The organism is Ensifer oleiphilus (assembly GCF_013371465.1).
Taxonomy (GTDB): Bacteria; Pseudomonadota; Alphaproteobacteria; order Rhizobiales; family Rhizobiaceae; genus Ensifer; species Ensifer oleiphilus.
In genome coordinates this window covers 77709-101732 of sequence record NZ_JABWDU010000004.1, presented here as the reverse complement: position 1 = coordinate 101732, position 24024 = coordinate 77709, and the positions used below count along the sequence as shown (strand labels likewise).

The window sequence follows — 24024 nt, the reverse complement described above, 5'->3', positions numbered from 1 at the left end:
GTATCCGGGATCTGGCGCCCCTGCCCCACCCCTGTTGAAACAGGCACCGGAATGTCCACTGCCGCCAAAGCAGATGAATGTTCCGATGCCGTCGATCGATGCGTAAACGGTTCGCGCCACCGGCAAATCTGCAAGAAAAAACCGGCCTTGCCCGTTCGGGTGCAAAGCCGGTTTCAACGTTCATTCAGCGCCGGCAGTTACAGCAAAATGCCTTCATGCGCGTTTTTTGTGACACTATTATTGATGCTGACGATCGGCTCGCGACTTTTCGCATCTCTGCTGACCGAAATCTTGTGCTTCGCGCCGTTGAGCGTCACTTCGGCCGAGTAGCCGTCCCAGGCCTCCGGCAGAACCGGCCGGATCACCAGCTTTTCTCCCTGCCGGCGAATGCCGAGAATACCCTCGACGCCGGCGCGGTAGAGCCAGCCGGCCGACCCGGTATACCAGGTCCAGCCGCCGCGCCCGGCAAGCGCGCCTTCGCCGTAGATATCGGCGGCAACCACATAGGGCTCAACCCTATAATGATCGGCGTCTTCGCGGTTCTGCGCATGTGAGACCGGGTTCAGCATCTGGAAGACGCGCCAGGCTTCCTCGGCTCGTCCCTGTTCGGCAAAGGCCAGCGCCACCCAGGTCGCTGCGTGGGTATATTGCCCGCCGTTTTCACGTACGCCGGGCGGATAGGCCTTGATATAGCCCGGGTCCTGTCTGGTTCTTTCGAGCGGCGGCGTGAACAGCCGGACGATGCGACGATCGGGGTCGACGAGCTCGGCCATGACCGCATCCATCGCATGATGCGATCGTTGCTCGTCGCCTTCGCCCGACAGAACGCTCCAGGACTGGCCGATCGAATCGATCCGGCATTCGTCGCTTTCGCTCGAGCCGAGCGGCGCGCCGTCGTCGTAATAGCCGCGACGGTAGTAGTCGCCATCCCAGCCGGCCTCATCCAGCACCTTTTTCAAGGCAAGAAGATGCGTCTCCCATTGTCCGACGCGCGCCTTGTCCTTGCGCTCGCGGGCAAAAGGCAGGAAGCCGCGCAACGTGCCGGCCAGGAACCAGCCGAGCCAGACGCTGGTGCCGCGGCCGGCGATGCCGACCCGGTTCATGCCGTCGTTCCAATCACCGCCGAGAATGAGCGGCAGGCCGTTTTCGCCGCTGCGCTTGATCGCGAGATCGAGTGCCCGGGCACAGTGCTCGTAGACGTCGGCGATCTCGTCGGAGATCTCCGGCTTGTAGAAGCTGTCGTGCTGGCCTTCCTCGAGCGCCGGGCCGGTGATGAAGGCGACCTTCTCACCGAGAATGTCGGCGTTGCCCGTCACCTCGCAGTAATGCGTGACGGCATGCGCAAGCCAGACGACGTCGTCCGAGATCATGGTGCGCACACCGGCACCGGTGCCCGGCAGCCACCAATGCTGCACGTCACCCTCGACGAACTGCCGCGCAGCTGCATTGAGGATCTGCGCCCGCGCCAGTTCCGGACGATGGATGAGGAACGCCAGCGTGTCCTGCAGCTGGTCGCGGAAGCCGAAGGCGCCGCTCGCCTGGTAGAAGGCCGAGCGTGCCATGATCCGGCAACCGAGGCTCTGATAGGGCAGCCAGTTGTTGATCATGGCGTTGAAGGCCTTGTCCGGCGTTTCCACCTTCACGATATCGGTAAACTCGCTCCAGAAGGTTTTCGCAGCGTCTATGACCGTATCGAACGCGGTCTGACGCAACTCGCCAAGAACCGAGCGCATCTGCTCGTCATTGTCGGCATCGCCGAGGATGAAGGTGAGTTGCTTTTCGGCACCGGGCTCGATGACGAGATCGGTCGAAAGCGCCGCGCAGGCATCGCCGTCGACATCAACCGAGCCGGACAGCTCAGCACCGGCAAGAACCGCCTGCGGCACCAGAATTCCGCCGACCCGCCCAAGGAACTCGCGGCGGCTTGCCGTGTGGCTCACGCCTTCCCCGCCCTCGACCGCAAAGAAGGCCGAACGACCGGAATAGTCGATGCTGTAGGGGTTGGTGGCAACCAGCGCGTCCGAAGCCTCGTCCCATTTCGACAGCACGAACGGCGCCATGCGGGCGCGGTTGTTGCCGAGCACCCATTCGGCAAAGCCGTAGATCTTGAGCTGGCGGGCAGCCGTCGAGCGGTTACGGATCGAGATCCGCACGAGCTTCGCCGGCAAGGTCCGATGCACCGTGTGCGTCGCCTCGATATCGAAATCGTCCTGGGTGCTGCGGAAGGTCGAATAGCCAAGTCCATGACGGGTCTCGAAGAGGACAGACCGGCTACGTGACAGGGCAGCGTAAGGCGTCAGCACCGAGCCGCTCGCCATGTCGCGAATAAAGATCGCCTCGCCCGGGCGGTTGACGACCACGTCGTTGGCCCACGGCGTCAGCTGGTAGTCGCGGGAATTGCGGCTCCAGGTGAAGGCCGCGCCTTCGGCCGAGACGTGGAAGCCGAACTGCTCGTTGGAGATGACGTTGATCCACGGTTGAGGCGTCGCCTCGCCGCCGCGCAGGCGCACGACATATTCGCGCCCGCCTTCGGCAAAGCCTCCATAGCCGTTCCAGAAGTCGAGACCATCGCCGACGATCTCCGCATCGACGGCGTCGGCCGGCTGCTGCGGCGCTGCCAGCATGGGGACATTGTTGTCGCTGCCCTTAACCGGTGGCGTGGAATAGAGCGAATTGGCGCGGGCGATCTGGTCGGAGATCGTGCCGTTGCGAGCGTGGAAGACGGCGCGCGAAGCCGACAGCAGCGTCGACCAGGTCTCCGCCTCCATCAGGTCGCGGCGCACCGAGAAGATGTGCTGGCGCGGCCCGTCGGAAAGGCCTCGGAGCCTCAGGTTCTCGCACATGGAATCGAGCGCGTGCTGCATGTCCTGCGCATAGGACGAGGCCCGCTCGTTGATGATCACCAGGTCGGCGGTGATGCCGCGCGCACGCAGATATTCCTGCGCCCTGAGGGCTTCACGGGCAATGCCGAGGTCGCCGTCGTCATTGATGCGCAGGCAGAAGATCGGGAAGTCGCCTGAGATCGCCAGCGGCCAAAGTGTCGACTGCGATGCCAGCCCCGCCTGAACCGTTGCGGTATCGGCGCGCAGGTGCATGTCGGGATAGACGAGATAACGCCCGAGCATCTGGAAGCTTGCCGCCTCCTGGGAGGTCACGCCGACATGGCGCATCTGCACCTGGCTGCGCGTCCAGGCATGAATCAGCTCGTGATTGAAGGTTTCCGTGTGCCGGTAGCGGTCGATGGCACGGTCGACCGCTTCGCGGTTCGGGGCCGCGATCGTCCAGAAGACGACGCTGACCTTCTTGCCGGCCGGAACCCGAACGACACGGCGCAGCGACATGATCGGATCGAGCGTATAGCCATCGGTTCCGGAAAGCACCGCGTCCGTGTCGAAGGCGGCAGCCTCGGCAAGCGTGCGTCCCTGGCCGATGAAGCGGCGACGATCGGTCTCGGCCTCGGTCGGACGGTCGCTGCCGGCATTGTCGGTGACGAGATGCGCCACTTCCATATCCGGATCACTGGCGCTGCGCTTGTTGCGGCTGACATGGATGACGTCGCCGCGGCGGCTGATTTCCGTGCGTACGAACATCTTGGAGAAGGCAGGATGCGCGCTGTCGGCCTCGTCGGTCGAAAGCACCGGCTCTGCGTAGGAGGTCACCTCGACGAAGCGGTCCTGCGTTCCCGTGTTGAGCAGGATGACGCGGCGGCCTTCGGCATCGTGTTCGGTGGCGACGATGCACTCCACCTCGCTGATGAGATCGCCGACGGTCTTGACGAATTCGGCCTTGTCGTCGCCGAACCGGGTCTGCACCTTTTCGCCGACGGCACGCCGCGGCTCCGCTGTCGCCGACCACCAGTCGCCCGTCGTCGTATCGCGCAGGAAGATGAAGGTGCCCGTGCGGTCCTCGACCGGGTCCGGCTTCCAGCGGGTGACCGACTGGCCGTTCCAGCGGGCATAACCGGCACCGGTTGCCGTCAGCATCACGGCATAGTGGCCGTTCGACAGGAACACGGTTTCGCGGTCCTGGGCGAGCGGGTTCTCGATGACCCGCACTTCCGGACGCAACAGGTCGTCCTGTCCCTTGCCGAGCGATTCCGGCTCGCGCTTGGCGTTCATGATCGGAATGTCGCGCGGCGCCTTTTCCTGCAGCAGCAGTTCGGCGGCTTCGATCACCGGATCAGCGTGGAACCATTCCCTGAGCTTGCCGGTGAAGACGACATTGGCGACGGCTGCAATCGACATACCATGGTGGTGGGCATAGTAGTTGCGAACGACGGCGCATTTCTGCCCCTCGGGCACGCGCGTCGGTGTGAAGTCGACGGCATCGTGGAAGCCGTAGACGCCGAGCGCACCGACTTCGCGCAGACGGCCGAGATTGGCGAGCGCCGCCTTCGGATCATACATGCAGGCAAGGATCGAGGCATAGGGGGCGATGACGGCGTTCTGGCCAAGGCCACGCTTGAGGCCGAGCGTCGGCACGCCGAAGTTGGTGTACTGGTAGGTCAGTTCATGGTCGCGGGCATTGAAGGCCGCTTCCGAAATGCCCCACGGCGTCCCGAGGCGGCGACCGTGATTGATCTGCTCCTTGACCACCAGATTGTTGGTCTGGTTCAGGATGCCGCCCTGGCGCTCCTGCATGACCAGGGGCGGCATCAGATATTCGAACATCGAGCCGGACCAGGAGATCAGAGCGCCGCGCGCGCCGATCGGCACGATCGGGCGGCCGAGCTTGTACCAATGTTCGGTCGGCAGGTCGCCCTTGGCGATGGCAAACAGGCTCGTCAGGCGCGCTTCCGACGCCAGAAGATCGTAGCAGGCCTCGTCGAGCTCGTTGGCGTTGACGCGGAAACCGATCGAAAGTAGGCGGCGTTCCGGCCGGAACAGGAAGCCGAAATCCATCGAGAAAGCGATGTCGCGGGCGCGGTCCTTCAGAACCACCAACCGCTGGCGCAGCGCTTCGATGGCGCCGAGGTCGAACACGCCGTCGGCGATATGCGCCTCGCAGGTGGCGACGAGCGCGTTTGCCCACTTCGTCACTTCGCTGCTCTGGCCCGTGCGCACCTCATGGTCGAGGTTGACGGTCAGCTTGTGCATGTCGCGCGCCAGAACGGCGAGGTTGATCACCCGGATCGATGCGAATTCATGCTCGCGCTTGACGGCAGCCAACGCGTTCTGGAAGCCGACGATGCGCTCCTCGATGAGCCGGCGCAGCGGGCGGACGGTCTTGCGATCATCCGGCAGTTCCTTCAGCACTTCGGCAAGGATCGCGACCACGTCGCCGATACCGTCGAGACTGCCCTGGACATGCGCCGACGGCGCTTCGGCCCATTCCCGACACATGGACGACACGGCGATCAGGTGGCCGGCAAGGTTGCCGCTGTCGACCGACGAGATGTAGCGCGGCTCCATGGTTTCAAGCGTGTTGGTGCGATACCAGTTAAACAAGTGGCCGCGATATTTCGGCATGCGGTCGATGGTCGCGATCGTCTGCTCCAGACGGTTGATCGTCTCTTCGAAGCCGATCCAGCCGAAGTCGCGGGCCGACATCACCGAAAGCAGGTAGACGCCGATATTGGTCGGGGACGTGCGCTCGGCCAGCACCGGCTGCGGTGTTTCCTGGAAATTGTCCGGCGGCAGAAAGTTCTGCTCGGCCGTCACGAAGGTTTCGAAGTACCGCCAGGTGCGCCGGGCGATCAGGCGCATTTCCTCGATCGCCTCATCGGAAACGACCAGCTGGTCCTCGGTCTCGGCCGATTGGCTGACGAACCAGGCGACGGCGGGAGACAGCGCCCAGAGCAGGGCAAAGGGAATGCCGATGAAGGGCAGGCCGGTATCGGAAATGGCCGCAAGCGCCAACGAAACCGCCGACAGCGCCGGCGCAATCCACATCGCCTTGTAGTAGTCGCCGATGCTTCCGTGTCCCGCACTTTGCACCTGAGCGGCAGTGCGCCATTCCAGCATCAGCTTGCGGCTGACAAAGGTGCGGTAGAGCGAGCGAACGATGGCGTCGCCCATCATCGCCGCGCCGTGGGCGATGAAGACGATGCGAAGGGCTACCTGGGCATTGGCGGCGCGAACTTCCGTCAGCACCGCATGGAGATGGGCGCGCGCGACGATGTCGTTGCGGCGCGGCAAAAGGCCGTTGATCAGCGACAACGTCGGGGCGACGAACAGGCTGAAGATCAGCACGATCTGCCAGATAAGCGCCTCGGTCGGCTGCATGTAGTACCAGCCCATGACGGAAGCCACGAGCCAGGCGCAGGGGATCAACGAGCGGCGCAGGTTGTCGTACATCTTCCAGCGGCCGAGCATCGACAGGCCGTTCGACGGATTGAAGATATAGGGCAAAAGCTGCCAGTCGCCGCGGGCCCAGCGATGCTGGCGCGACATCTCGACCTCGTAGCGGGTCGGGAAATCCTCGACCAGCTCGACATCGGTCACGAGCGCGCAGCGCACGTAGGAGCCTTCGAGCAGGTCGTGGCTGAGAACGGCGTTTTCCTCGATCCGGCCCTTGAGCGCGGCCTCGAAGGCATCGACGTGATAGAGGCCCTTGCCGGTGAAGCTGCCCTCGCCGGCGATGTCCTGGTAGACGTCGGAAACGGTGAAGACGTAGGGGTCGATGCCGCGGTTGGCCGAGAAGATGCGCTGGAAGGCAGAAGCTTCACTGCCTGTCGTCAGTGACGGCGTCACGCGCGGCTGCAGCAGGCTGTAGCCGGCGATCACCTTCTGCGTCTGCGGGTCGACGATCGGGCGGTTGATCGGGTGGTACATCTTGCCGACGAGCTTCGTTACCGCATCGCGCATCAGGCGGGTGTCGGCATCGAGCGTCATGACGTACTGGACGTTGTCCGGCACGGTGTTGGCGCCCTGGAGGAACGAGGTGTCGCGATCGCCGCGCAAGAGCAGGTTCAGCTCATGCAGCTTGCCGCGCTTGCGCTCCCAGCCCATCCACACGCCTTCCGCCTCGTTGAAGAGGCGACGGCGGTGCAGGAGGTAGAAGCGGGTCTTGCCGTCATAGGCGTACCGCGCCGAAAGCTCGGCAACCTCGCGCCGGGCATAGTCGAGAACGTCGGTATCGGCCGAGGTTTCCTCGAACTTGCTGTCGACCCAGTCGCTGAGCAGCGCAAAATAGATCTCGCCACGCGGGTTGGCGAGGTAGTGAACCTCGAGATTGCGCACAAGTTCGTCGACATGATCGCGCTTGGAGATCAGGCAGGGCACGACCACGAGCGTGCGGGCATATTCCGGAACGCCCTCGAGAAACTCGTAGCCGACCAGCCGCGACGGTTTGACGAAGAGCGTGACCAACGTGTTGAACAGGCCCATTGCGCCTTCGGATGCCGGCAGCGCAAACAGCAAGAGCATGATCAGCTTGGCGCCGTTCGGAATATCCATCGGGCTGACGAAGGAATAGACGGCAAACATCGCCAGAATCGTCAACAGGATGTTCGGCCCGGCGATCGCGAACCAGTCGAGCTTGCGGCTGAGGCGGATGATGCTCTGCAGCAGGGACGGGCGGTAGCCGATCTTCTGCTCCAGCGCCTTGCGCTGCTTGCCGACGAGGAAGGAGCCGACGTTCGGCTCCTGAAGCTGCGGCTCGACGGCGGCGGCGGCTTCCGCCTCCTTCACCATCTCGATGGCGATCTGGGTGACTTCGTATTCGCTGTGGCCGGAGCGGCGCGCCAGCTTTTCGATCGTATCGCGGTACTTGTTGCGCGAGCCGAATTCGAGCGCCGCATAGTCGGAGCCGTCGCGCAGCGCCGCATCGATCTTGCTGACGCTTTCGAACCACACGGCCCAGTCCGTGTCGTCGATCTCGCGCAGGCTGCGAATGATGTTGCTCATCGTCGCATTGCCGGACGACAGGCGGTTCTGCTCGGCGACCAGCGCGTCCTCGACGTCGCTGCCGCGCTTCTCGAGCTGTTCCTCGATCCAGGCGATAACAGAGCCGGAGGTCTGCGAGCCATCGCGCATGCGGTAGAGCAGCTGGGCAACGAAGGTATTGTCGGCCGCAAGCGCCTGGGATTCGGCAAGCAGCGCCCGGCACTTTTCCGGGTCGTTGTGCCGGATGATCTGGTCGGCGATGTCGTTCGCCTTGCGCCGCATGCCGCGCGAGCGCTCGACGCGGATGGCGATGCGCCTGAGATTTTCGATGAGAACGAAGCGCAGGATCGAGGGCAACGCCCACAATTCGCCGATCTTGAATGTGTCGTGCTTCTGGAAGCCCTCGACCATCGCGGTGATGCTTTCCCGCGAGACCGTGCTGTGCGTATGGGCGACATACAGCCAGGCAAGCGCCATGGTGCGCGGAATGACGGTTCCGGAAACCGACAGCGTCGGCAGCTGGCGATAGAACTTGCGCGGGAAGTCGCGACGGACTTCCTGGATGGCTTCCTCGACCACGTGATGGTTGTCGAGCAGCCATTCGGCGGCCGGCGTGATCGACGCCCCCGCTTCGACGTCGGCCGCCGTCGCCCGATACACCCTCAGAATTTCGTTTTCATTCTCGCGGTGGCGCGGACGAAATTCGAACGGGAAGAAGCCCGGCAGGGACGGTGCGCCCTTGAGCGCAAGGGTCTCGCCGCATTGCCGCAAATCCTCCATCGAGAAAAAGGTCGAGCGGATCGAATCGTTGTAATCGATCTGTTTCGCTTCCGGTTCGCGAGAAGATGAGGACGGCGTGTTATGAAGGGGCATGGGTGCTGGTTCTGAATCCAACCGGGGTTGATCGGCCCGGCTCTCGTTGTTGTGCCGGGTTGGCTGCGGTCCTGAGGTTCCAGGCTTGGCCGGCGCGTTGCTAGACACGGTCATGTGTCCTCCCATCCGCCGTCATTTTCCGGATAACCGGAAACTGGCGGAAACTGGCGCCGCCCTCGAACTGGGCATCGGAGAAAGCAAAGCCGGCGGCGCATTGGTTTTCAAGGCCGCGTGATGCATGAAAGTGGCATTTTTTAGCCGTGCTGCCAACAGCTTGCAAGGATCGGCGGCGCAAGTTTGAACGAATTGCGCACACGCCCATCGGGCGAAGACGGAAGCGCCCACACCCGCCGATGGCCCCCTCAAATCTATCGCTCAACTTTGCCCCTTCCCCGCGCATCTCTGGGTAGCAGTCCGTCGCCAAACGCCGAGGGCGCAAGGAAGGTTCCGGGCCATCGATCGAAACAGGATCGAGAGCGGTAAACTTAGCCGACCTGCTCGGTGATCCATTCGCGGAAGGCGAGGCTGATCGGGTTTTCGAGTTTGCCTTCCGGAACCGCGAGATAGTAACTGTTCTCCGTCTGCATTGGCCGATCGAGAACGATGCGCAATGTTCCCGCTGCCAGCTCCTGTTCGATCAGATAGCGGGGCAGCAAGGCGAAACCGAGACCGGCGGTCGCCGCTTCGATCACCATCGAAAACTGATCGAAGCGGTTGCCGCGATAAGCGCCCCGGCCGTCCATGCCGTTGGCCTCGAACCATTGCGCCCAGAGCTTGGGTCGTGTCGCCAGGTGCAGGAGCGGACCGCCGACGATATCCTCCAGCGTCGACACCGGCTTGGCGGCAAGCAGCTTCGGGCTCGCAGCCGGTACGATGATCTCGCTGCAGAGATAGCTGCAGGTCGCATGCGCCCACACAGGCTGGCCATAGTGGATGGCGATATCGAAATTCTGCTCGTCGAAATCAAACGGTGCCGAGCGCGAGGCGATATTGACCACCGTGTCTGGGTGATGGCGAAGGAAATCGGGCAGCCGCGGCACCAGCCAGCGGCTGCCGAAAGTCGGCAGCGATGCGATCGACAGGGTTGAGTCCGCGCGCGCCGAGGCCATCGCCCGCACCATCAGCTCTTCCGTCTGGTTGAGCAGGCGGCGAACCTCGGGCAGGAACTTCTGCCCGGCTTCCGAGAGTATGACGCGCTGGCGCACACGCTCGAACAGCAAGACGCCGAGCTGGTTTTCCAGATCCTTGATCTGTCGGCTGACGGCGCTCTGGGTGAGATTGAGCTCGGCAGCCGCCTGCGTGAAGCTGCCGTGCCGGGCCGCGCATTCGAAAGCCTGCAGCGTCGTAACATCAGGAACCAGTCTGCGGCTTAACTTCATTCCAGCCTCGCATCAACATAGTCACAAGCAACGCGATCAATGCCCAGTTCCTTCGGATATGATCCGAAATGAGAATGACCTTGTCCTTCACCCATAGCGCGAGGCGAGCCCCAGTGAAAGAGAATAGTTTCGTATCTGCCGATGACATCCGTTCGGCCTTTTCCGCAGCCATGTCGGTCATGTACCGAGAGGAAGTGCCGGCCTACGGCACGCTGATGGAGCTGGTTGCCAAGGTCAACGACGATACGCTCAGTGCCGATCCGGCCCTCAAGCAACGCCTCGATGCGACGGATTCGCTCGATCGCATCTCCGAGGAGCGCCACGGCGCGATCCGCCTCGGCACACCCGCCGAACTGTCGATGATGCGCCGCGTCTATGCCGTCATGGGCATGTATCCGGTCGGCTACTACGATTTGTCGACCGCCGGCGTGCCGGTGCATTCGACCGCCTTCCGCCCGGTCGGCGACGCCGCTTTGAAGCGCAATCCCTTCCGCGTCTTCACATCGCTTCTCCGCCTCGACCTGATCGCCGACGAGAGCCTGCGCGCTGAATCGGCAGCCATTCTTGCCGAGCGCCGGATCTTTACGCCCGTCGCCGTCGAGCTCACCGAAAAAGCCGAACGGGACGGCGGCCTCGACAAGACCGACGCCGAACGCTTCGTTTCCGAGGTGCTGGAAACCTTCCGCTGGCACGACAAGGCCAATGTCAGCGCCGACATGTACAAGCGCCTGCATGATGCCCACCGGCTGATCGCCGACGTCGTGTCGTTCAAGGGCCCGCACATCAACCACCTGACGCCACGCACTCTGGATATCGACCAGGTCCAGGCGCTGATGCCGGAATATGGTATCGCCCCGAAAGCCGTCGTCGAGGGACCGCCGACGCGCAAATGCCCGATCCTGCTTCGCCAGACCTCATTCAAGGCGCTGGAAGAAGCCGTCTCCTACCGCGATGCCGATGGCGAGTGGAAGGCCGGCTCGCACACCGCCCGCTTCGGCGAGATCGAGCAGCGCGGCATTGCGCTGACCCCCAAGGGCCGCGCGCTCTATGACGAACTCTTGGAAGCCTCGCGCAAGATCGTCCGCCCCGCGGCCGACGGCTCCAACGCCCGCGAATACGAGGCAGCTCTTGCCAAGGCCTTCGAAAGCTTCCCGGATACCTGGGCAGGAATTCGCGAAGCCGGTCTCGGCTATTTCAGCTACTCGCTGACCGAGAAGGGCCTGAAGACCAGAATCTCCGACCGCCGCGATGTCGACGCTCTGATCGCCGACGGCCTCGTTCAGTTCGACGCCATCGTCTACGAAGACTTCCTGCCGGTCAGCGCCGCCGGCATCTTCCAATCCAATCTCGGCGACGGCGCGCAGCAGGACTTTGTCGCAAGCCCGAACCAGAAGCGTTTCGAGATCGACCTCGGCGCCACCGTGCTCAACGAGTTCGATCACTATGCCGGCATCGAAGCGGCATCGATCGAAAGCTGCCTGCGGGCCTTGACCGCAGCCATCGCTGCGGAATGATGTCGTCCCGATGATCGAACAGGCACACATCGACGCGCTGACCGGCATCCTTGGCGACAAGGGTGTGGTCACGCGCGCTGAAGACAGGCAAGCCTACGAGACCGGCGCCCGCTACGATCACGGCTTGGCCTCGGTCGTGCTGCGGCCGGCAACGACGGCAGAAACGTCCACGACGGTCGCCTATTGCGTGCGCCACGGCATCACCCTGATCCCACAGTCGGGCAACACCGGACTTGTCTCCGGCTCGACGCCCGACGCGTCCGGCACCGAGGCGATCCTCAGCCTCGACCGTCTGACGAAAACCTTCGAACTCGATCTCGACAACCGGTCGGTGCGGGTCGATGCCGGCTTCCGGCTTTCCGATCTCAACCGCCGGCTGGAAGAACACGGCCTGTTCTTCCCGATCGATCTCGGCGCGGATCCGCGCATCGGCGGCATGATCGCCACCAACACCGGCGGCTCGCGCTTCCTGAAGTACGGCGACGTGCGCCGCAATGTGCTGGGCATGACGGTGGTTCTCGCCGATGAAGACGGCACCGTGCTCAATCTTCAGTGCGACCTGCGCAAGAACAACACCGGCGTCGACTGGAAGCAGCTCTTTGTCGGCACGTCGGGCGCCTTCGGCGTCGTCACCGATTGCGTACTCAATCTGGAGCGCCTGCCGCAGCAGACGGCGACGGCGCTGCTGGTGCCGGCAAGCGGCGCCCATGTGATGCCGCTGCTGCGCGCCATGGAAGAGCGGCTCGGCGCCTATCTCTCGGCCTTTGAGGGCATGTCGAGCAACGCCGTCAAGGCGGCGTTCGCGCATGTGCCTTCGCTGAAGAACCCGTTCCAGGGCGGACATGTCCCGGATTACGTCATTCTCACCGAGATCAGCCGCACCTGGGCACCGCGCGAAGGCGAGCAATCGCTCGACGCCGTGCTCGAAACGGTGCTGGCAGAGATCTGGGAGATGGAAACGGCACCGCTTGCTGACGCCTTCGTCGGCCCGCCGCATGAAATCTGGGCGCTGCGCCACGCGCTTTCGGAGGGCGTGAAACACCTCGGCAAGCTGATCGCCTTCGACGTCTCCTTCAACCGGGGTGACATCATGGCCTTCTGCGACCATATGAAAGCCGAAATGCCGGCGAAGTTTCCCGGTGTCACCGTCTGTGACTTCGGCCATATCGGCGATGGTGGTGTACACTTCAATCTCGTGGTGGCGAAGGACAGCCCGCTTCTTGGCGATCCGACATTCGAGCCGCGTTTGAGAGAATGGGTTTTCGCCGTGGCCGTCGAGGAGTATCACGGCAGTTTCAGCGCGGAACATGCGATCGGCCGCCGCAACCAGGCCTATTACGACCTTTATACAACCGACAAACTCAAGGACATGGCCAAAGGCTTGAAGACGCTCACCTCACCGGGAAAACTCGGCAGCGTGCGCTTCGGGTAAGGCCAGAGCGGAATGAGCAAAAGTGTGTGCGGTTTTCCGCCCGCATTCCAGTCCAGCGAATGATCTAAGCCAATAAAACGGGAGTCAGACCATGAACATCGCAACTAAGAAAGTCGACGTGACCAAGGAAGCCGCAGCGCTTCTCGAAAAGATGGGCGTCGCCAAGGAACTCTACACCGGCGGCGACATGCCGTCCTTCAGCCCGGTCACCGGCGAGCAGATCGCCAGCCTGAAGACGGTTTCGGCCGCAGAAGCGGCCGCCAAGATCGACCAGGCCCATGAAGCCTTCAAGGCCTGGCGTCTGGTTCCGGCGCCGAAGCGCGGCGAACTGATCCGCCTGCTCGGCGAAGAGCTGCGCGCCTTCAAGGCCGACCTCGGCCGCCTGGTTTCGATCGAAGCCGGCAAGATCACCTCCGAAGGTCTCGGCGAAGTCCAGGAAATGATCGACATCTGCGATTTCGCAGTTGGCCTGTCCCGCCAGCTCTATGGTCTCACGATCGCCACCGAGCGCCCCGGCCACCGCATGATGGAAACCTGGCATCCGCTCGGCGTCGTCGGCGTCATCTCCGCCTTCAACTTCCCGGTTGCCGTCTGGTCGTGGAACACGGCGCTGGCGCTCGTCTGCGGCAACTCCGTTGTGTGGAAGCCGTCGGAAAAGACCCCGCTCACCGCGCTTGCATCGCAGGCTATCTTCGAGCGCGCCCTCGCCCGCTTCGGCGATGCGCCGGAAGGCCTGTCGCAGGTTCTGATCGGCGACCGCACCGTCGGTGAAGTGCTCGTCGACAACCCGAAGGTCCCGCTGGTCTCGGCAACCGGTTCCACCCGCATGGGTCGCGACGTCGGCCCGCGCCTTGCCAAGCGTTTTGCCCGCGCGATCCTCGAACTCGGCGGCAACAATGCCGGTATCGTCTGCCCGTCGGCCGATCTCGACATGGCGCTGCGCGCCATCGCCTTCGGCGCCATGGGCACCGCCGGCCAGCGCTGCACCACCATGCGCCGCCTGTTCGTGCATGAAAGCGTCTACGACCAGCTCGTTCCGCGCCTGAAGAAGGCCTATGGTTCGGTTTCCGTCGGCAACCCTCTCGAATCCACCGCCCTCGTCGGCCCGCTGGTCGACAAGGCCGCTTTCGACGGCATGCAGAAGGCAATAGACGAAGCCAAGGCCCATGGCGGCACCGTCACCGGCGGCGAACGCGTCGAGCTCGGTTATGCCAACGGCTACTACGCCAAGCCCGCTTTGGTCGAAATGCCCAAGCAGGCAGGCCCGGTTCTCGAGGAAACCTTCGCGCCGATCCTCTACGTGATGAAGTATAGCGATTTCGACGCCGTCGTTGCCGACCACAATGCGGTCGCAGCCGGCCTGTCCTCGTCGATCTTCACCCGCGACATGCAGGAATCCGAACGGTTCCTGGCCGTCGACGGCTCGGACTGCGGTATCGCCAACGTCAACATCGGCACCTCGGGCGCTGAAATCGGCGGCGCGTTCGGTGGCGAAAAGGAAACCGGCGGCGGCCGCGAATCGGGTTCCGATTCCTGGAAGGCCTATATGCGCCGCGCCACCAATACCGTGAACTACTCGAAGGCTCTGCCGCTGGCGCAGGGCGTTTCGTTCGACATCGAATAACCGGCGACATCGAGTAGGACACAAGCGATGACCATCAACGCAACGGTCAAGGAGGCGGGCTTCAAGCCCGCCTCGCGGATCTCCTCGATCGGGGTATCCGAAATCCTGAAAATCGGCGCGCGCGCGCAAGCCATGAAGCGCGAAGGCAAGCCGGTCATCATTCTGGGCGCCGGCGAGCCGGACTTCGACACGCCTGACACCGTCAAGGATGCCGCCTGCGCGGCGATAAAGCGCGGCGAAACCAAGTACACGGCACTCGACGGCACCCCGGAACTGAAGAAGGCGATCCGCGAAAAGTTCCAGCGCGAGAACGGCCTTGCCTACGAGCAGGACGAGATCACGGTTGCCACCGGCGCCAAGCAGATCCTGTTCAACGCCATGATGGCGACGATCGATGCCGGCGACGAAGTCGTCATCCCCACGCCCTACTGGACGTCCTATTCGGATATCGTCCAGATCTGCGAAGGCAAGCCGGTACTGATCCCTTGCGACGCGGCCTCGGGTTTTCGCCTGACAGCCGATAAGCTCGAAGCGGCGATCACGCCTAGGACGCGCTGGGTGCTCCTGAACTCGCCGTCCAACCCTTCGGGCGCCGCCTACAGCGCCGACGATTATCGGCCGCTGCTCGACGTGCTCTTGCGCCATCCGCATGTGTGGCTGCTGGTCGACGACATGTACGAGCACATCGTCTATGACGGCTTCCGCTTCGTCACGCCGGCCCAGCTGGAGCCGCGCCTGAAAGACCGCACCCTGACGGTCAACGGCGTCTCCAAGGCCTATGCCATGACCGGCTGGCGCATCGGCTATGCCGGCGGCCCGCGCGACCTGATCAAGGCTATGGCCGTCGTCCAGAGCCAGGCGACCTCCTGCCCTTCGTCAGTCAGCCAGGCCGCCTCGGTGGCAGCGCTGACCGGCCCGCAGGAGTTCCTGAAGGAACGCACGGCCAGCTTCCAGCGCCGCCGCGATCTGGTCGTCAACGGCCTCAACGCCATCGACGGTCTCGACTGCCGCGTTCCGGAAGGGGCCTTCTACACCTTCTCCGGCTGCGCCGGCATGCTCGGCAAGGTCACGCCATCTGGCAAGACCATCGAGACGGACACGGACTTCTGCGCCTACCTGCTCGACGATGCCCATGTAGCCGTCGTCCCCGGCTCGGCCTTCGGCCTGTCGCCGTTCTTCCGCATCTCCTACGCGACATCGGAAGCGGAACTGAAGGAAGCGCTGACGCGCATCGCCGACGCCTGCGCGCGGCTTTCGTAACTCGGCGGTAGGCCCCTCACCCTAGCCCTCTCCCCGCACCCGGGGCGAGGGGACAGCGTCGAGTCCGCTGCAACGCCCCTTTCCGCCTGCAATGACACCTTTTCCAATCGCCGTCGCTTCGCACGGCGCATCCCCGAAACCTCTGAGAAAGTTGAGAGGGATCACGGAGCACGCCGCATGTCCCTTCGCCCCGCCTGCGGGGAGAAGGTCGCGGCAGCGGGATGAGGGGCTTTTCCGATCTCGGTTCTGCCATACCCACTCAAAACGTTGGCGGCGTGCAGGCGCTGATCACTTCGCAAGGCACCGGCCCAACGCAGCGAAACCGATGTGGCCTGCGGCTTTCGAAATAGTAGGCATCCCCCGGCCCGAGGATCCGCCGCTCGTCGTCGACGGTAACCTCGATGCGCCCCGACAGCACGATGCCGCCCTCCTCGCCGTCATGCACAAGCGGCACTTTCCCGGTGTCCGCGCCCGGCTGGTAACACTCCTTCAGGATCTGCAGGCTGCGGCCGAAGAGGTTTTCGCCGATCTGGCGATAGGAGATCGGGCCCTTGCCGATCTCGACCAGTTCCTCCGCCGCATAGAACGCCTTGCGCGGCCGCTCAGGCTCGAAGGAGAAGAATTCCGCAAGCCCGATCGGAATGCCGTCGAGGATGCGCTTCAACGCGCCGACGGAAGGATTGGAGGCATTCGATTCGATCAGCGAGATCGTCGAGTTGGTCACGCCCGCGCGCTTCGCCAGTTCGCGCTGCGAGAGATTGTGCATCAGCCGGAGGTGACGCAGCCGGTTTCCGATGTCGACGCTCATGGCTGTCCATTCCAGTGTTCAGGTTGTTCGAAATACCGCAACTTTGAAACTTTCATTGTATAGAATTCAATGACTTGAACGACAGCAGAAAAGGACTTGTTTGGCAAATCAAATCATGGCGTCAATCGCCGACCTCAGGAGGACGCCATGAACCAGCACACCAAGCCCAACGCCCCCGTACTCGACAGCTACTGGATGCCCTTTACCGCCAACAGGCAGTTCAAGGCGGCCCCGCGCCTGCTCGCCTCGGCCGAGGGCATGCACTACACCAGCACCGATGGTCGCACGATCCTCGACGGCACCGCCGGCCTCTGGTGCGTCAACGCCGGCCACGGCCGCCGACAGATTGCCTCTGCGGTCGAACGCCAGCTGACGACGATGGATTTCGCGCCGTCCTTCCAGATGGGCCACCCGATCGCCTTCGACTTTGCCGAGCGCCTCGCCGAGATTGCACCGGGACCGGACGGCCAGAAGCTCGACCGCGTCTTCTTCACCGGCTCGGGCTCGGAATCGGTCGACACCGCCCTGAAGATGGCGATCGCCTATCAGCGCGCGATCGGCCAGGGCACGCGCACGCGCTTGATCGGCCGCGAGCGCGGCTATCACGGCGTCGGCTTCGGCGGCATTTCCGTCGGCGGCATCCTCAACAACCGCCGCGTCTTCCCGCAGCTTCCCGGTTCCGACCACCTGCGTCACACCCACGACCCCGCCAAGAATGCCTTCGTGAAGGGCCAGCCGGAGCACGGCGCCGAGCTTGCCGACGATCTCGAGCGGCTGGTGGCACTGCATGGCGCCGAGACGATCGCCGCCTGCATCGTCGAGCCGGTTGCCGGTTCGACCGGCGTGCTCATCCCGCCGAAGGGTTATCTCGAACGCCTGCGCGCCATCTGCGACAAACACGGCATCCTGCTGATCTTCGATGAAGTCATCACCGGTTTCGGCCGCCTCGGCGCCCCCTTTGCCACCGACTTCTTCAGCGTCACGCCCGACATGGTGACGGCGGCCAAGGGGCTGACCAACGGCGCGATCCCGATGGGCGCCGTCTTTGCCAGCCGCAAGGTGCACGACGCGCTGATGCACGGCCCGGAAAATGCGATCGAGCTGTTCCACGGCTATACCTACTCCGGCCACCCGGCCGCGTGCGCCGCCGGTATCGCGACGCTCGACATCTACCGCGACGAGGGCCTGATGACCCGCGCCGCCGAGCTGCAGGACGCCTGGCACGACGCCATGCATTCGCTGAAGGGCCTGCCCTATGTCATCGACATCCGCACCATCGGCCTGATCGCCGGCATCGAGCTGCAGTCGCGCGACGGCGCCATCGGCGCCCGCGCCTATGACGTCTTCGTCGATTGCTTCGAAAAGGGCCTGCTGATCCGCGTGACAGGCGACATCATCGCCTTCTCGCCGCCGCTGATTGCCGACGAAAATCACTTCGGCGAAATCGTCTCGATCCTCGGCGATGCGCTGAAGCGCGCCAAGTAACGCAAAAAAGACACAGCCGCCGAAGACCTCGGCGGCTGCGTCGCAATGTCGTCGCTGCGCGAGAATCCGGCTAATCTATTTTCGTAAAACGCCATGCGTTCGTCCGAATGCATGGCGTTTTCGGTCGTTGCTGCTGGAGCTTCTTATCTGCATTCAAAGCTAACACCTGAGAGCAGATGCTCTAACGGATCAGCATTGCCCTGAAATCATTGACGTTGGTTCCGGTCGGGCCGGGTACGAACAGATCGCCGCTCGCCGAAAATGCCGACCAGGCGTCGTGGCGGGCCAGATGCGCGCGCGGATCGGCGCCCGCAGCCCGCATGCGGGCAACGCTTTTGCCATCGGCAAAGGCACCGGCATTGTCCTCCGAGCCGTCGATGCCATCGGTGTCCGCTGCAAGAGCGTCGACCCCGTCGAGCCCCTCGATGTCGAGCGCCAGCGACAGCAGCAATTCGCTGTTGCGGCCGCCCTTGCCGTAGTCCTTGCCTGTTATCGTCACCGTGGTCTCGCCGCCGGACAGGAGCACGACCGGCTTTTCGAACGGCCGATTGCGCAGCGCGACTTCACGCGCCAGAGCGGCATGCATGCGGCCGATATCCCGCGCCTCGCCTTCGATGGCATCCGACAGAATGCGGGCCTCGACGCCCAACTCTCTAGCCCTGCCCGCGGCCGCCTGCAGCGAGACGCTCGCCGAAGCGATCACATGGCATTCGTGCCTGCGGAAAATCGCATCCGATGGATCGGGCGCATGCGCTCGTTCGGATCGCAGATGCGCCATCACGCCTTCGGGAAGGACCATGCCATAGCGATCGACGATCTCAAGCGCTTCCTTCACTGTCGAGCCGTCCGCCACCGTCGGGCCGGAGGCGACGAAAGCGGGATTGTCGCCGGGCACGTCGGAGACGACGAGGGTGACGAGAAGGGCCGGACCGGCGGCTACAGCCAGGCGCCCACCCTTGATGCGCGACACATGCTTGCGCACGACGTTCATCGCCGAGATCGGCGCGCCGGAGGCAAGCAGCGCCCGGTTGACGGCGATCTCGTCGGCAAGCGTCATGCCCTCCGGCGGCGCCGGCAGCAGCGACGACCCACCGCCTGAGATCAGCGCAACGACCAAATCGTCTGCGGTCAAGCCTTCCACCAGCTTCAGCAGTTCTTCAGACGCCCGCAAGCCCGCCTCATCCGGCACCGGATGGGCCGACTGCAGCACGCGAATGCGCTCGCAGGGCTCGATCGGCCCGTGGCGGGCAACGACAGTGCCTGTCAGCGGGTGATCCCACAGTTTCTCGAAGGCCGCCGCCATCTGGCTTGCGGCCTTGCCAGCCCCGACGACGACCGTTCTCCCCTTCGGTTTTTCCGGCAGATGCGCACGGATCGCCTCATAAGGGTCGGCAGCACGCACGGCCGCCTCGAAAAGAGTGGTGAGAAAGGCACGCGCATCGAAATCTGCCATATCCGTCAATCCGGGATTTCGAGGTCGTAGACGAAGATGCCGTCGATGCCGCCCTCTGCGGCTGCAACGATCTTCGCGCCGGTCTTTTGGTGCTCCGGATCGGCGAGATAGGCATCGCGCGCGCCGGCATCGGCGAAGTCGACGATGAAGCCTTCGGCATAGCCCTTGTCCATACCGATCTCCGGGCTGACATTGGCACCCTCATGGGTCGCAAGAAGGCCAGGAAGCCGGCTTTTCAGCCCGGCGATCTCGGCGAAGATCGACGTTTTCTCCTCCGCCGAAATTTCCGGACGGAAGCGAATGAAGACACAGTGGCGGATCATGATTTTCCTCAGCGGATTTCGGCGCGGGCACGCGGCCTGATATCGTTTCGTTCATGGGCGAAGATCGCCGGCGGCAGGGGCTGGCGCTCGCGAATGATGTCGGCGCCCTTTTCGCCCATCATGATCGTCGGCCCATTGGTGTTGCAAGAGGGAACGCGCGGCATGACCGAACTGTCGCAGACGCGAAGACCGTCGAGCCCACGCACCTTCAGATCGAGCCCGACGACGGCCATGGCGTCGGTGCCCATCTTGCAGGTGCCGACGGGATGGTGGTCGGTCTTGGCATTGGCGCAGCCGTAATCGAAGAACTGCTCATCGGAGACGACGCTATTGCCCGGCAAGCGTTCGGCCAGCACGAACGGCTTGAGTGCCGCCTGCTGCATGATCTCACGGGCGAGCTTAAGCCCTTCGATCGACATCTTCCGATCGTGCGGGTTTTCCCAGTAATTGGGGTCGATCAGCGGGGCTGCGGCCGGGTCGGCTGCGGAGAGCCTGACGGTGCCGCGCGAGCGCGGATGCAGATAGGCGGAGTTCAAGGTCACGCCAGCGTTCTTCAGCTTTTCGACGCCGGCCTCGATGCCGGAGCCGAGTCCGAGATGGAACTGGATATCCGGCGAGCGGGCGTCTGGATCGGCGTACCAGAAGCCGCCGGTCTCGAAGAGCGAGGATGCCACAGGGCCCGAGCGGAAGAGCACATATTGCAGACCTGCCCATAGCGTACGATGAAGTTTCGCGACGCCATCATAGGTGTGATCGCCGGTGCACTCGGAAATCACGAACAGATCGAGGTGATCCTGCAGATTGCCACCGACACCCGGCAGGTCGTGCTTGACGCCAACCCCCACCGATTTCAGGTGATCCGCAGGCCCGATACCCGACTGCAAGAGCAGCTTCGGCGAGCCGATCGCGCCGGAGGTGACCAGGACCTCGCGCTCCGCCCGAATGGTTTCGCTACCCTTGGCCGTTACAACCTCGACGCCGACGGCACGGGTGCCCTCCAGCACGATCCGGGCGACGCGCGCGCCGGTGCGCACCGTCAGATTGCGACGATCCTTGATCGGCGAGAGATAGGCAAGCGACGCGCTCGACCGGCGGCGATTGCGCTGCGTCAGCTGGTAGAAGCCGACGCCCGCCTGCTGGCGACCGTTAAAATCGTGATTGTAGGGAATGCCGAGCTCCTGGCCGGCGCGGATATAGGCGTCGCAGATCGGCAGTGTCGCCACGGGCATCGAGACGCCGAGCGGCCCGCCATAGGAATGATAATCGTCGGCAAAACGCTGGTTGTCTTCGGCGCGCTTGAAATAGGGGAGAACGCTGCGGTAGTCCCAGCCGGTGCACCCGTCTTCCGACGCCCAGAGGTCGTAATCGGCGGCATTGCCGCGGGTATAGAGCTGGGCATTGATCGACGAGCCGCCGCCGATGACCTTGGCCTGCGTATAGCGCAGCACCCTACCCTTCATGTGCTTCTGCGGCACGGTCTCCCAGCCCCAGCTGGCAACGCCCTTAGTCATCTTGGCAAAACCGGCCGGCATATGAAACAGCGGGTTCCAGTCACCGCCGCCCGCCTCCAGCAACAGCACGCGCACGGACGGATCCTCGGAAAGGCGGTTGGCGAGAACGCAGCCCGCGGGGCCGGCGCCGGTAATGATGTAGTCGTATGTCATTTGCTGTCTTCCTCCACGGCCCGACCATTTGGAACGATCCAAATTTCCGACGTGACAAACCCGAACTTTGCTCGCCCGTGCGAGCTGATGAATGACTGCACTTTTCCTAGAGTCTTCCGATCGACAGGCCGCCATCCGCCTGGATGACCGAGCCGGTGGCAAAACCGAATTTTCCGCCGGCAAGGCTGGCGGCGATATTGCCGATGTCCTCGGGTTCACCCCATCGCTTCATCGGAACCAGGCCACCGTCGATCAGGGCGTCGTACTTCGCCGAAACGCCGGCGGTCATGTCGGACCGGATGATGCCCGGCCGGATCTCGAAGACGGCGATGCCGGTGTCGGCCAATCGCAGGGCAAGTCCCTGGCTGAAGGCGGCAAGACCGGCCTTGCTCATGCAATAGTCGAGCCGCTCGGGCGAACTCATGGCCGCCGAAACCGAGGTGATATTGATGATCGAGCGTGCCGCCGCGCCGGGCTCGTCGGCCAGCATCGAGCGCAGCACCGCTTGCGTGAAGAACACCGTGCCGCGCAGGTTCGTGGCGACGATCGTGTCGAAATTCTCCGGCTGGAGATCGAGGAAGTCGCCGCGCACCACCGAGGCGATGCCGGCATTGTTGACGAGGCAGCAGATCGGCCCCAGTTCCTTGCGGATACGCTCGACGGTTTGCGCATGGGCGCCGACCTCGGCGAGATTGGCCTCGAGATAGATCGCACGTCCACCCTGCGCCGACAGCTCGTCAACTGTCGCTTCCGTCGTCTGGTCCGCGGCACCAAGCCCGGTCAGGGCGATATCGAAGCCGTCGCGCGCCAGCGCGCGGGCAACACCAAGGCCGATGCCGCGCCGGCCGCCGGTCACGATCGCCACGGGACGCTTGGGTGTCGTCATGCGCTCAGCTCCTTGGCAACGATATGGTCGGCGACGCGGAGCGCCTGCGCCGCGACCGTCAGCGCCGGGTTGACGGCGGCCGAGGTCGGCAGGAAGCCGGCGTCGACGACAAAGAGGTTTTGATGGTCGAAGGCACGGCAATAGACGTCGAGCGGCGCCTGTGCCGGATCGGTGCCCATTCGCACCGTGCCGCACTGGTGCGACGGCGTACGCTTGTCGAAGGCCTGGGACAGCACGATCGGATAGCCTGCGGCCTTGAAGTGCCCGCGCATCTTGGCTTCGAGCCCAGACAGCGCCTCCATGTTCGAGCGCCGCCACTGCATGATGATGCCGCGGCCGTCGACCATGATGCGGCTTTCCGGGTTCGGCAGGTCCTCCGTCATCATGTACCAGTCAACCGCGTGGCCGGCCATGAAGTCCAAAGCGAAACGCGGTGCCCACTTCGGCGCATTGGCCTTGAGGATGTCGCCGTTGATCTTGCCGAGCAGTTGCACATTGCCGAGCGGCAGGCCGTCCCTGCCACCGGTCAGGTAATAATCGTTCAGCATCAGCGTCTTCTGGTAGATGCTGTCGTTGCGCCGGAACGGATTGATCGCCAGCATGGCGCTGCAATTGTGGTTCATGAAATTGCGACCGACTTGGTCGGAAGCGTTGGCGAGCCCCTTGCCGTCGCCGGAGCGCAGCAGGAGTGCGGCCGAGTTGATCGCGCCCGCCGACAGGATCACCAGCTTGGGCGTCAGCCGCTTCTTCTCGCCCCTCTCAGTGTAGTTGATCGCCTCGATCCGGCCGCCCGGACCTGCCTCCAGCGTGTCGACATGCGCAGACGTGATCAGTTCGATATTGGGGTCGCTCAGCGCGGCGGCGAGCGACGCCGTCTCGGCGTCCTTCTTGCCCTTGCCGGTGTTGGGAAACCCGTCCCAGGGCGTGCGCCCACCGGCGAGCCAAGTGTCGATGTCGACGCCGAGCGGCAGCGTCGCCGGATGGAGCCCCTGCGCCTTCAGCTCGGCGCGGGCGCGGGCAATGGCCGGCTCGTCCGGCACGGGGCCGTGAGGATAGGGCGAGGCATGGAACGGCTCCGTCGGGTCGTCGCCCAGTTCGCCACGCACTTCGAACAATTGCTCGGCCTTGCCGTACCACGGCTCCAGCTCGTCATAGGGGAAAGGCCAGGCGGGCGAGACGCCGCCAAGATGCTGCATCTCGGTGAAGTCCTCGGCGCGGTAGCGCAGGAGCACCGCGCCGAACAGTTTGGAATTGCCGCCGACGAAATAGAAATTCCCCGGATTGAACTCGGTGCCGTCAGCTTCGCGCCACATCTCCTTCGGGCGGAAATGGCCCTTGACGAAGATCGAGCTGTAGCTACGCGCTTCCGGCGTGTCGGGCAGGCGTTCGCCGCGCTCGAGGATGACGATGCGCGCGCCGGAGCCGGCAAGCCCCGCCGCCACGGTGGAACCGCCAATGCCCGACCCGATGATGACGATATCCGGCTGCTGCATCGTT

The 24024-nt window shown here is 63.8% G+C and carries 13 protein-coding genes; 5 read left to right on the top strand and 8 right to left on the bottom strand.

The genetic code is table 11. From position 1 onward, the window contains the following. Positions 1-197: 197 nt before the first annotated feature. Both ndvB and HT585_RS18045 read right to left on the bottom strand, forming a co-directional pair. Positions 198-8813, bottom strand: coding sequence for a cyclic beta-(1,2)-glucan synthase (gene ndvB, locus HT585_RS18050; RefSeq protein WP_176354295.1), 8616 nt, complete (start codon positions 8811-8813; stop codon positions 198-200). 371 nt (positions 8814-9184) lie between these two features. Next, positions 9185-10078 (bottom strand): LysR family transcriptional regulator, encoded by an 894-nt coding sequence (locus HT585_RS18045; RefSeq protein WP_176354294.1) that lies wholly within the window; start codon positions 10076-10078, stop codon positions 9185-9187. Positions 10079-10191: 113 nt separating this feature from the next. On the opposite strand from HT585_RS18045, the gene hglS reads away from it, so the two are divergent. The 4 genes from hglS (at position 10192) to HT585_RS18025 (ending at position 15908) form a co-directional block, all read left to right on the top strand. Beyond that, positions 10192-11592: a 2-oxoadipate dioxygenase/decarboxylase HglS gene (gene hglS / locus HT585_RS18040; RefSeq protein WP_176354293.1), complete on the top strand. Its 1401-nt coding sequence runs from the start codon at positions 10192-10194 to the stop codon at positions 11590-11592. 10 nt (positions 11593-11602) lie between these two features. Beyond that, positions 11603-13024: an FAD-binding oxidoreductase gene (locus HT585_RS18035; protein ID WP_176354292.1), complete on the top strand. Its 1422-nt coding sequence runs from the start codon at positions 11603-11605 to the stop codon at positions 13022-13024. Between the two features lie 91 nt (positions 13025-13115). Beyond that, positions 13116-14648, top strand: coding sequence for an L-piperidine-6-carboxylate dehydrogenase (gene amaB / locus HT585_RS18030; RefSeq protein WP_176354291.1), 1533 nt, complete (start codon positions 13116-13118; stop codon positions 14646-14648). A gap of 27 nt (positions 14649-14675) precedes the next feature. Further along, the gene (locus HT585_RS18025; protein ID WP_176354290.1) at positions 14676-15908 is read left to right on the top strand and encodes a pyridoxal phosphate-dependent aminotransferase; all 1233 of its coding nucleotides are present in this window, start codon (positions 14676-14678) and stop codon (positions 15906-15908) included. 259 nt (positions 15909-16167) lie between these two features. Here HT585_RS18025 and HT585_RS18020 read toward each other — a convergent pair whose 3' ends face one another. Further along, positions 16168-16716, bottom strand: a complete 549-nt coding sequence (locus HT585_RS18020) for a cupin domain-containing protein (protein WP_065794728.1) — start codon at positions 16714-16716, stop codon at positions 16168-16170. Between the two features lie 147 nt (positions 16717-16863). Here HT585_RS18020 and aptA point away from each other — a divergent pair, with 147 nt between their 5' ends. Beyond that, the gene (aptA, locus tag HT585_RS18015) at positions 16864-18201 is read left to right on the top strand and encodes an omega-aminotransferase AptA (protein ID WP_176354289.1); all 1338 of its coding nucleotides are present in this window, start codon (positions 16864-16866) and stop codon (positions 18199-18201) included. A 181-nt stretch (positions 18202-18382) separates the two neighbouring features. On the opposite strand, the gene HT585_RS18010 is transcribed toward aptA, so the two are convergent. From HT585_RS18010 to HT585_RS17990, 5 genes are all read right to left on the bottom strand, one after another. Continuing rightward, complete coding sequence (locus HT585_RS18010) at positions 18383-19654, bottom strand: glycerate kinase type-2 family protein (RefSeq protein ID WP_176354288.1); 1272 nt, start codon at positions 19652-19654, stop codon at positions 18383-18385. Between the two features lie 5 nt (positions 19655-19659). Continuing rightward, entirely contained in the window at positions 19660-19977 is a 318-nt protein-coding gene (locus HT585_RS18005; protein WP_176354287.1) for a Dabb family protein, read from the bottom strand. A gap of 8 nt (positions 19978-19985) precedes the next feature. Beyond that, the gene (locus HT585_RS18000; RefSeq protein ID WP_176354286.1) at positions 19986-21641 is read right to left on the bottom strand and encodes a GMC family oxidoreductase; all 1656 of its coding nucleotides are present in this window, start codon (positions 21639-21641) and stop codon (positions 19986-19988) included. A 106-nt stretch (positions 21642-21747) separates the two neighbouring features. Next, positions 21748-22527 carry a 3-ketoacyl-ACP reductase gene (locus HT585_RS17995; RefSeq protein WP_176354285.1) on the bottom strand — a complete coding sequence of 260 codons (780 nt, stop codon included), beginning with the start codon at positions 22525-22527 and terminating at the stop codon, positions 21748-21750. Then, the gene (locus tag HT585_RS17990; protein ID WP_176354284.1) at positions 22524-24020 is read right to left on the bottom strand and encodes a GMC oxidoreductase; all 1497 of its coding nucleotides are present in this window, start codon (positions 24018-24020) and stop codon (positions 22524-22526) included. Before HT585_RS17990 ends, HT585_RS17995 begins: the two co-directional genes overlap by 4 nt. Between the last annotated feature and the right edge of the window lie 4 nt (positions 24021-24024).

What these genes read in the sequence shown, in the direction of transcription:
- HT585_RS18010 (WP_176354288.1), bottom strand. Translation starts at nt 19,654, where the DNA reads ATGGCAGATTTCGATGCGCGTGCCTTTCTCACCACTCTTTTCGAGGCG.
- HT585_RS18000 (WP_176354286.1), bottom strand. Translation starts at nt 21,641, where the DNA reads ATGACATACGACTACATCATTACCGGCGCCGGCCCCGCGGGCTGCGTT.
- HT585_RS17990 (WP_176354284.1), bottom strand. Translation starts at nt 24,020, where the DNA reads ATGCAGCAGCCGGATATCGTCATCATCGGGTCGGGCATTGGCGGTTCC.
- HT585_RS18035 (WP_176354292.1), top strand. Translation starts at nt 11,603, where the DNA reads ATGATCGAACAGGCACACATCGACGCGCTGACCGGCATCCTTGGCGAC.
- HT585_RS18020 (WP_065794728.1), bottom strand. Translation starts at nt 16,716, where the DNA reads ATGAGCGTCGACATCGGAAACCGGCTGCGTCACCTCCGGCTGATGCAC.
- aptA (WP_176354289.1), top strand. Translation starts at nt 16,864, where the DNA reads ATGAACCAGCACACCAAGCCCAACGCCCCCGTACTCGACAGCTACTGG.
- amaB (WP_176354291.1), top strand. Translation starts at nt 13,116, where the DNA reads ATGAACATCGCAACTAAGAAAGTCGACGTGACCAAGGAAGCCGCAGCG.
- HT585_RS18025 (WP_176354290.1), top strand. Translation starts at nt 14,676, where the DNA reads ATGACCATCAACGCAACGGTCAAGGAGGCGGGCTTCAAGCCCGCCTCG.
- HT585_RS18045 (WP_176354294.1), bottom strand. Translation starts at nt 10,078, where the DNA reads ATGAAGTTAAGCCGCAGACTGGTTCCTGATGTTACGACGCTGCAGGCT.
- HT585_RS17995 (WP_176354285.1), bottom strand. Translation starts at nt 22,527, where the DNA reads ATGACGACACCCAAGCGTCCCGTGGCGATCGTGACCGGCGGCCGGCGC.
- ndvB (WP_176354295.1), bottom strand. Translation starts at nt 8,813, where the DNA reads ATGACCGTGTCTAGCAACGCGCCGGCCAAGCCTGGAACCTCAGGACCG.
- HT585_RS18005 (WP_176354287.1), bottom strand. Translation starts at nt 19,977, where the DNA reads ATGATCCGCCACTGTGTCTTCATTCGCTTCCGTCCGGAAATTTCGGCG.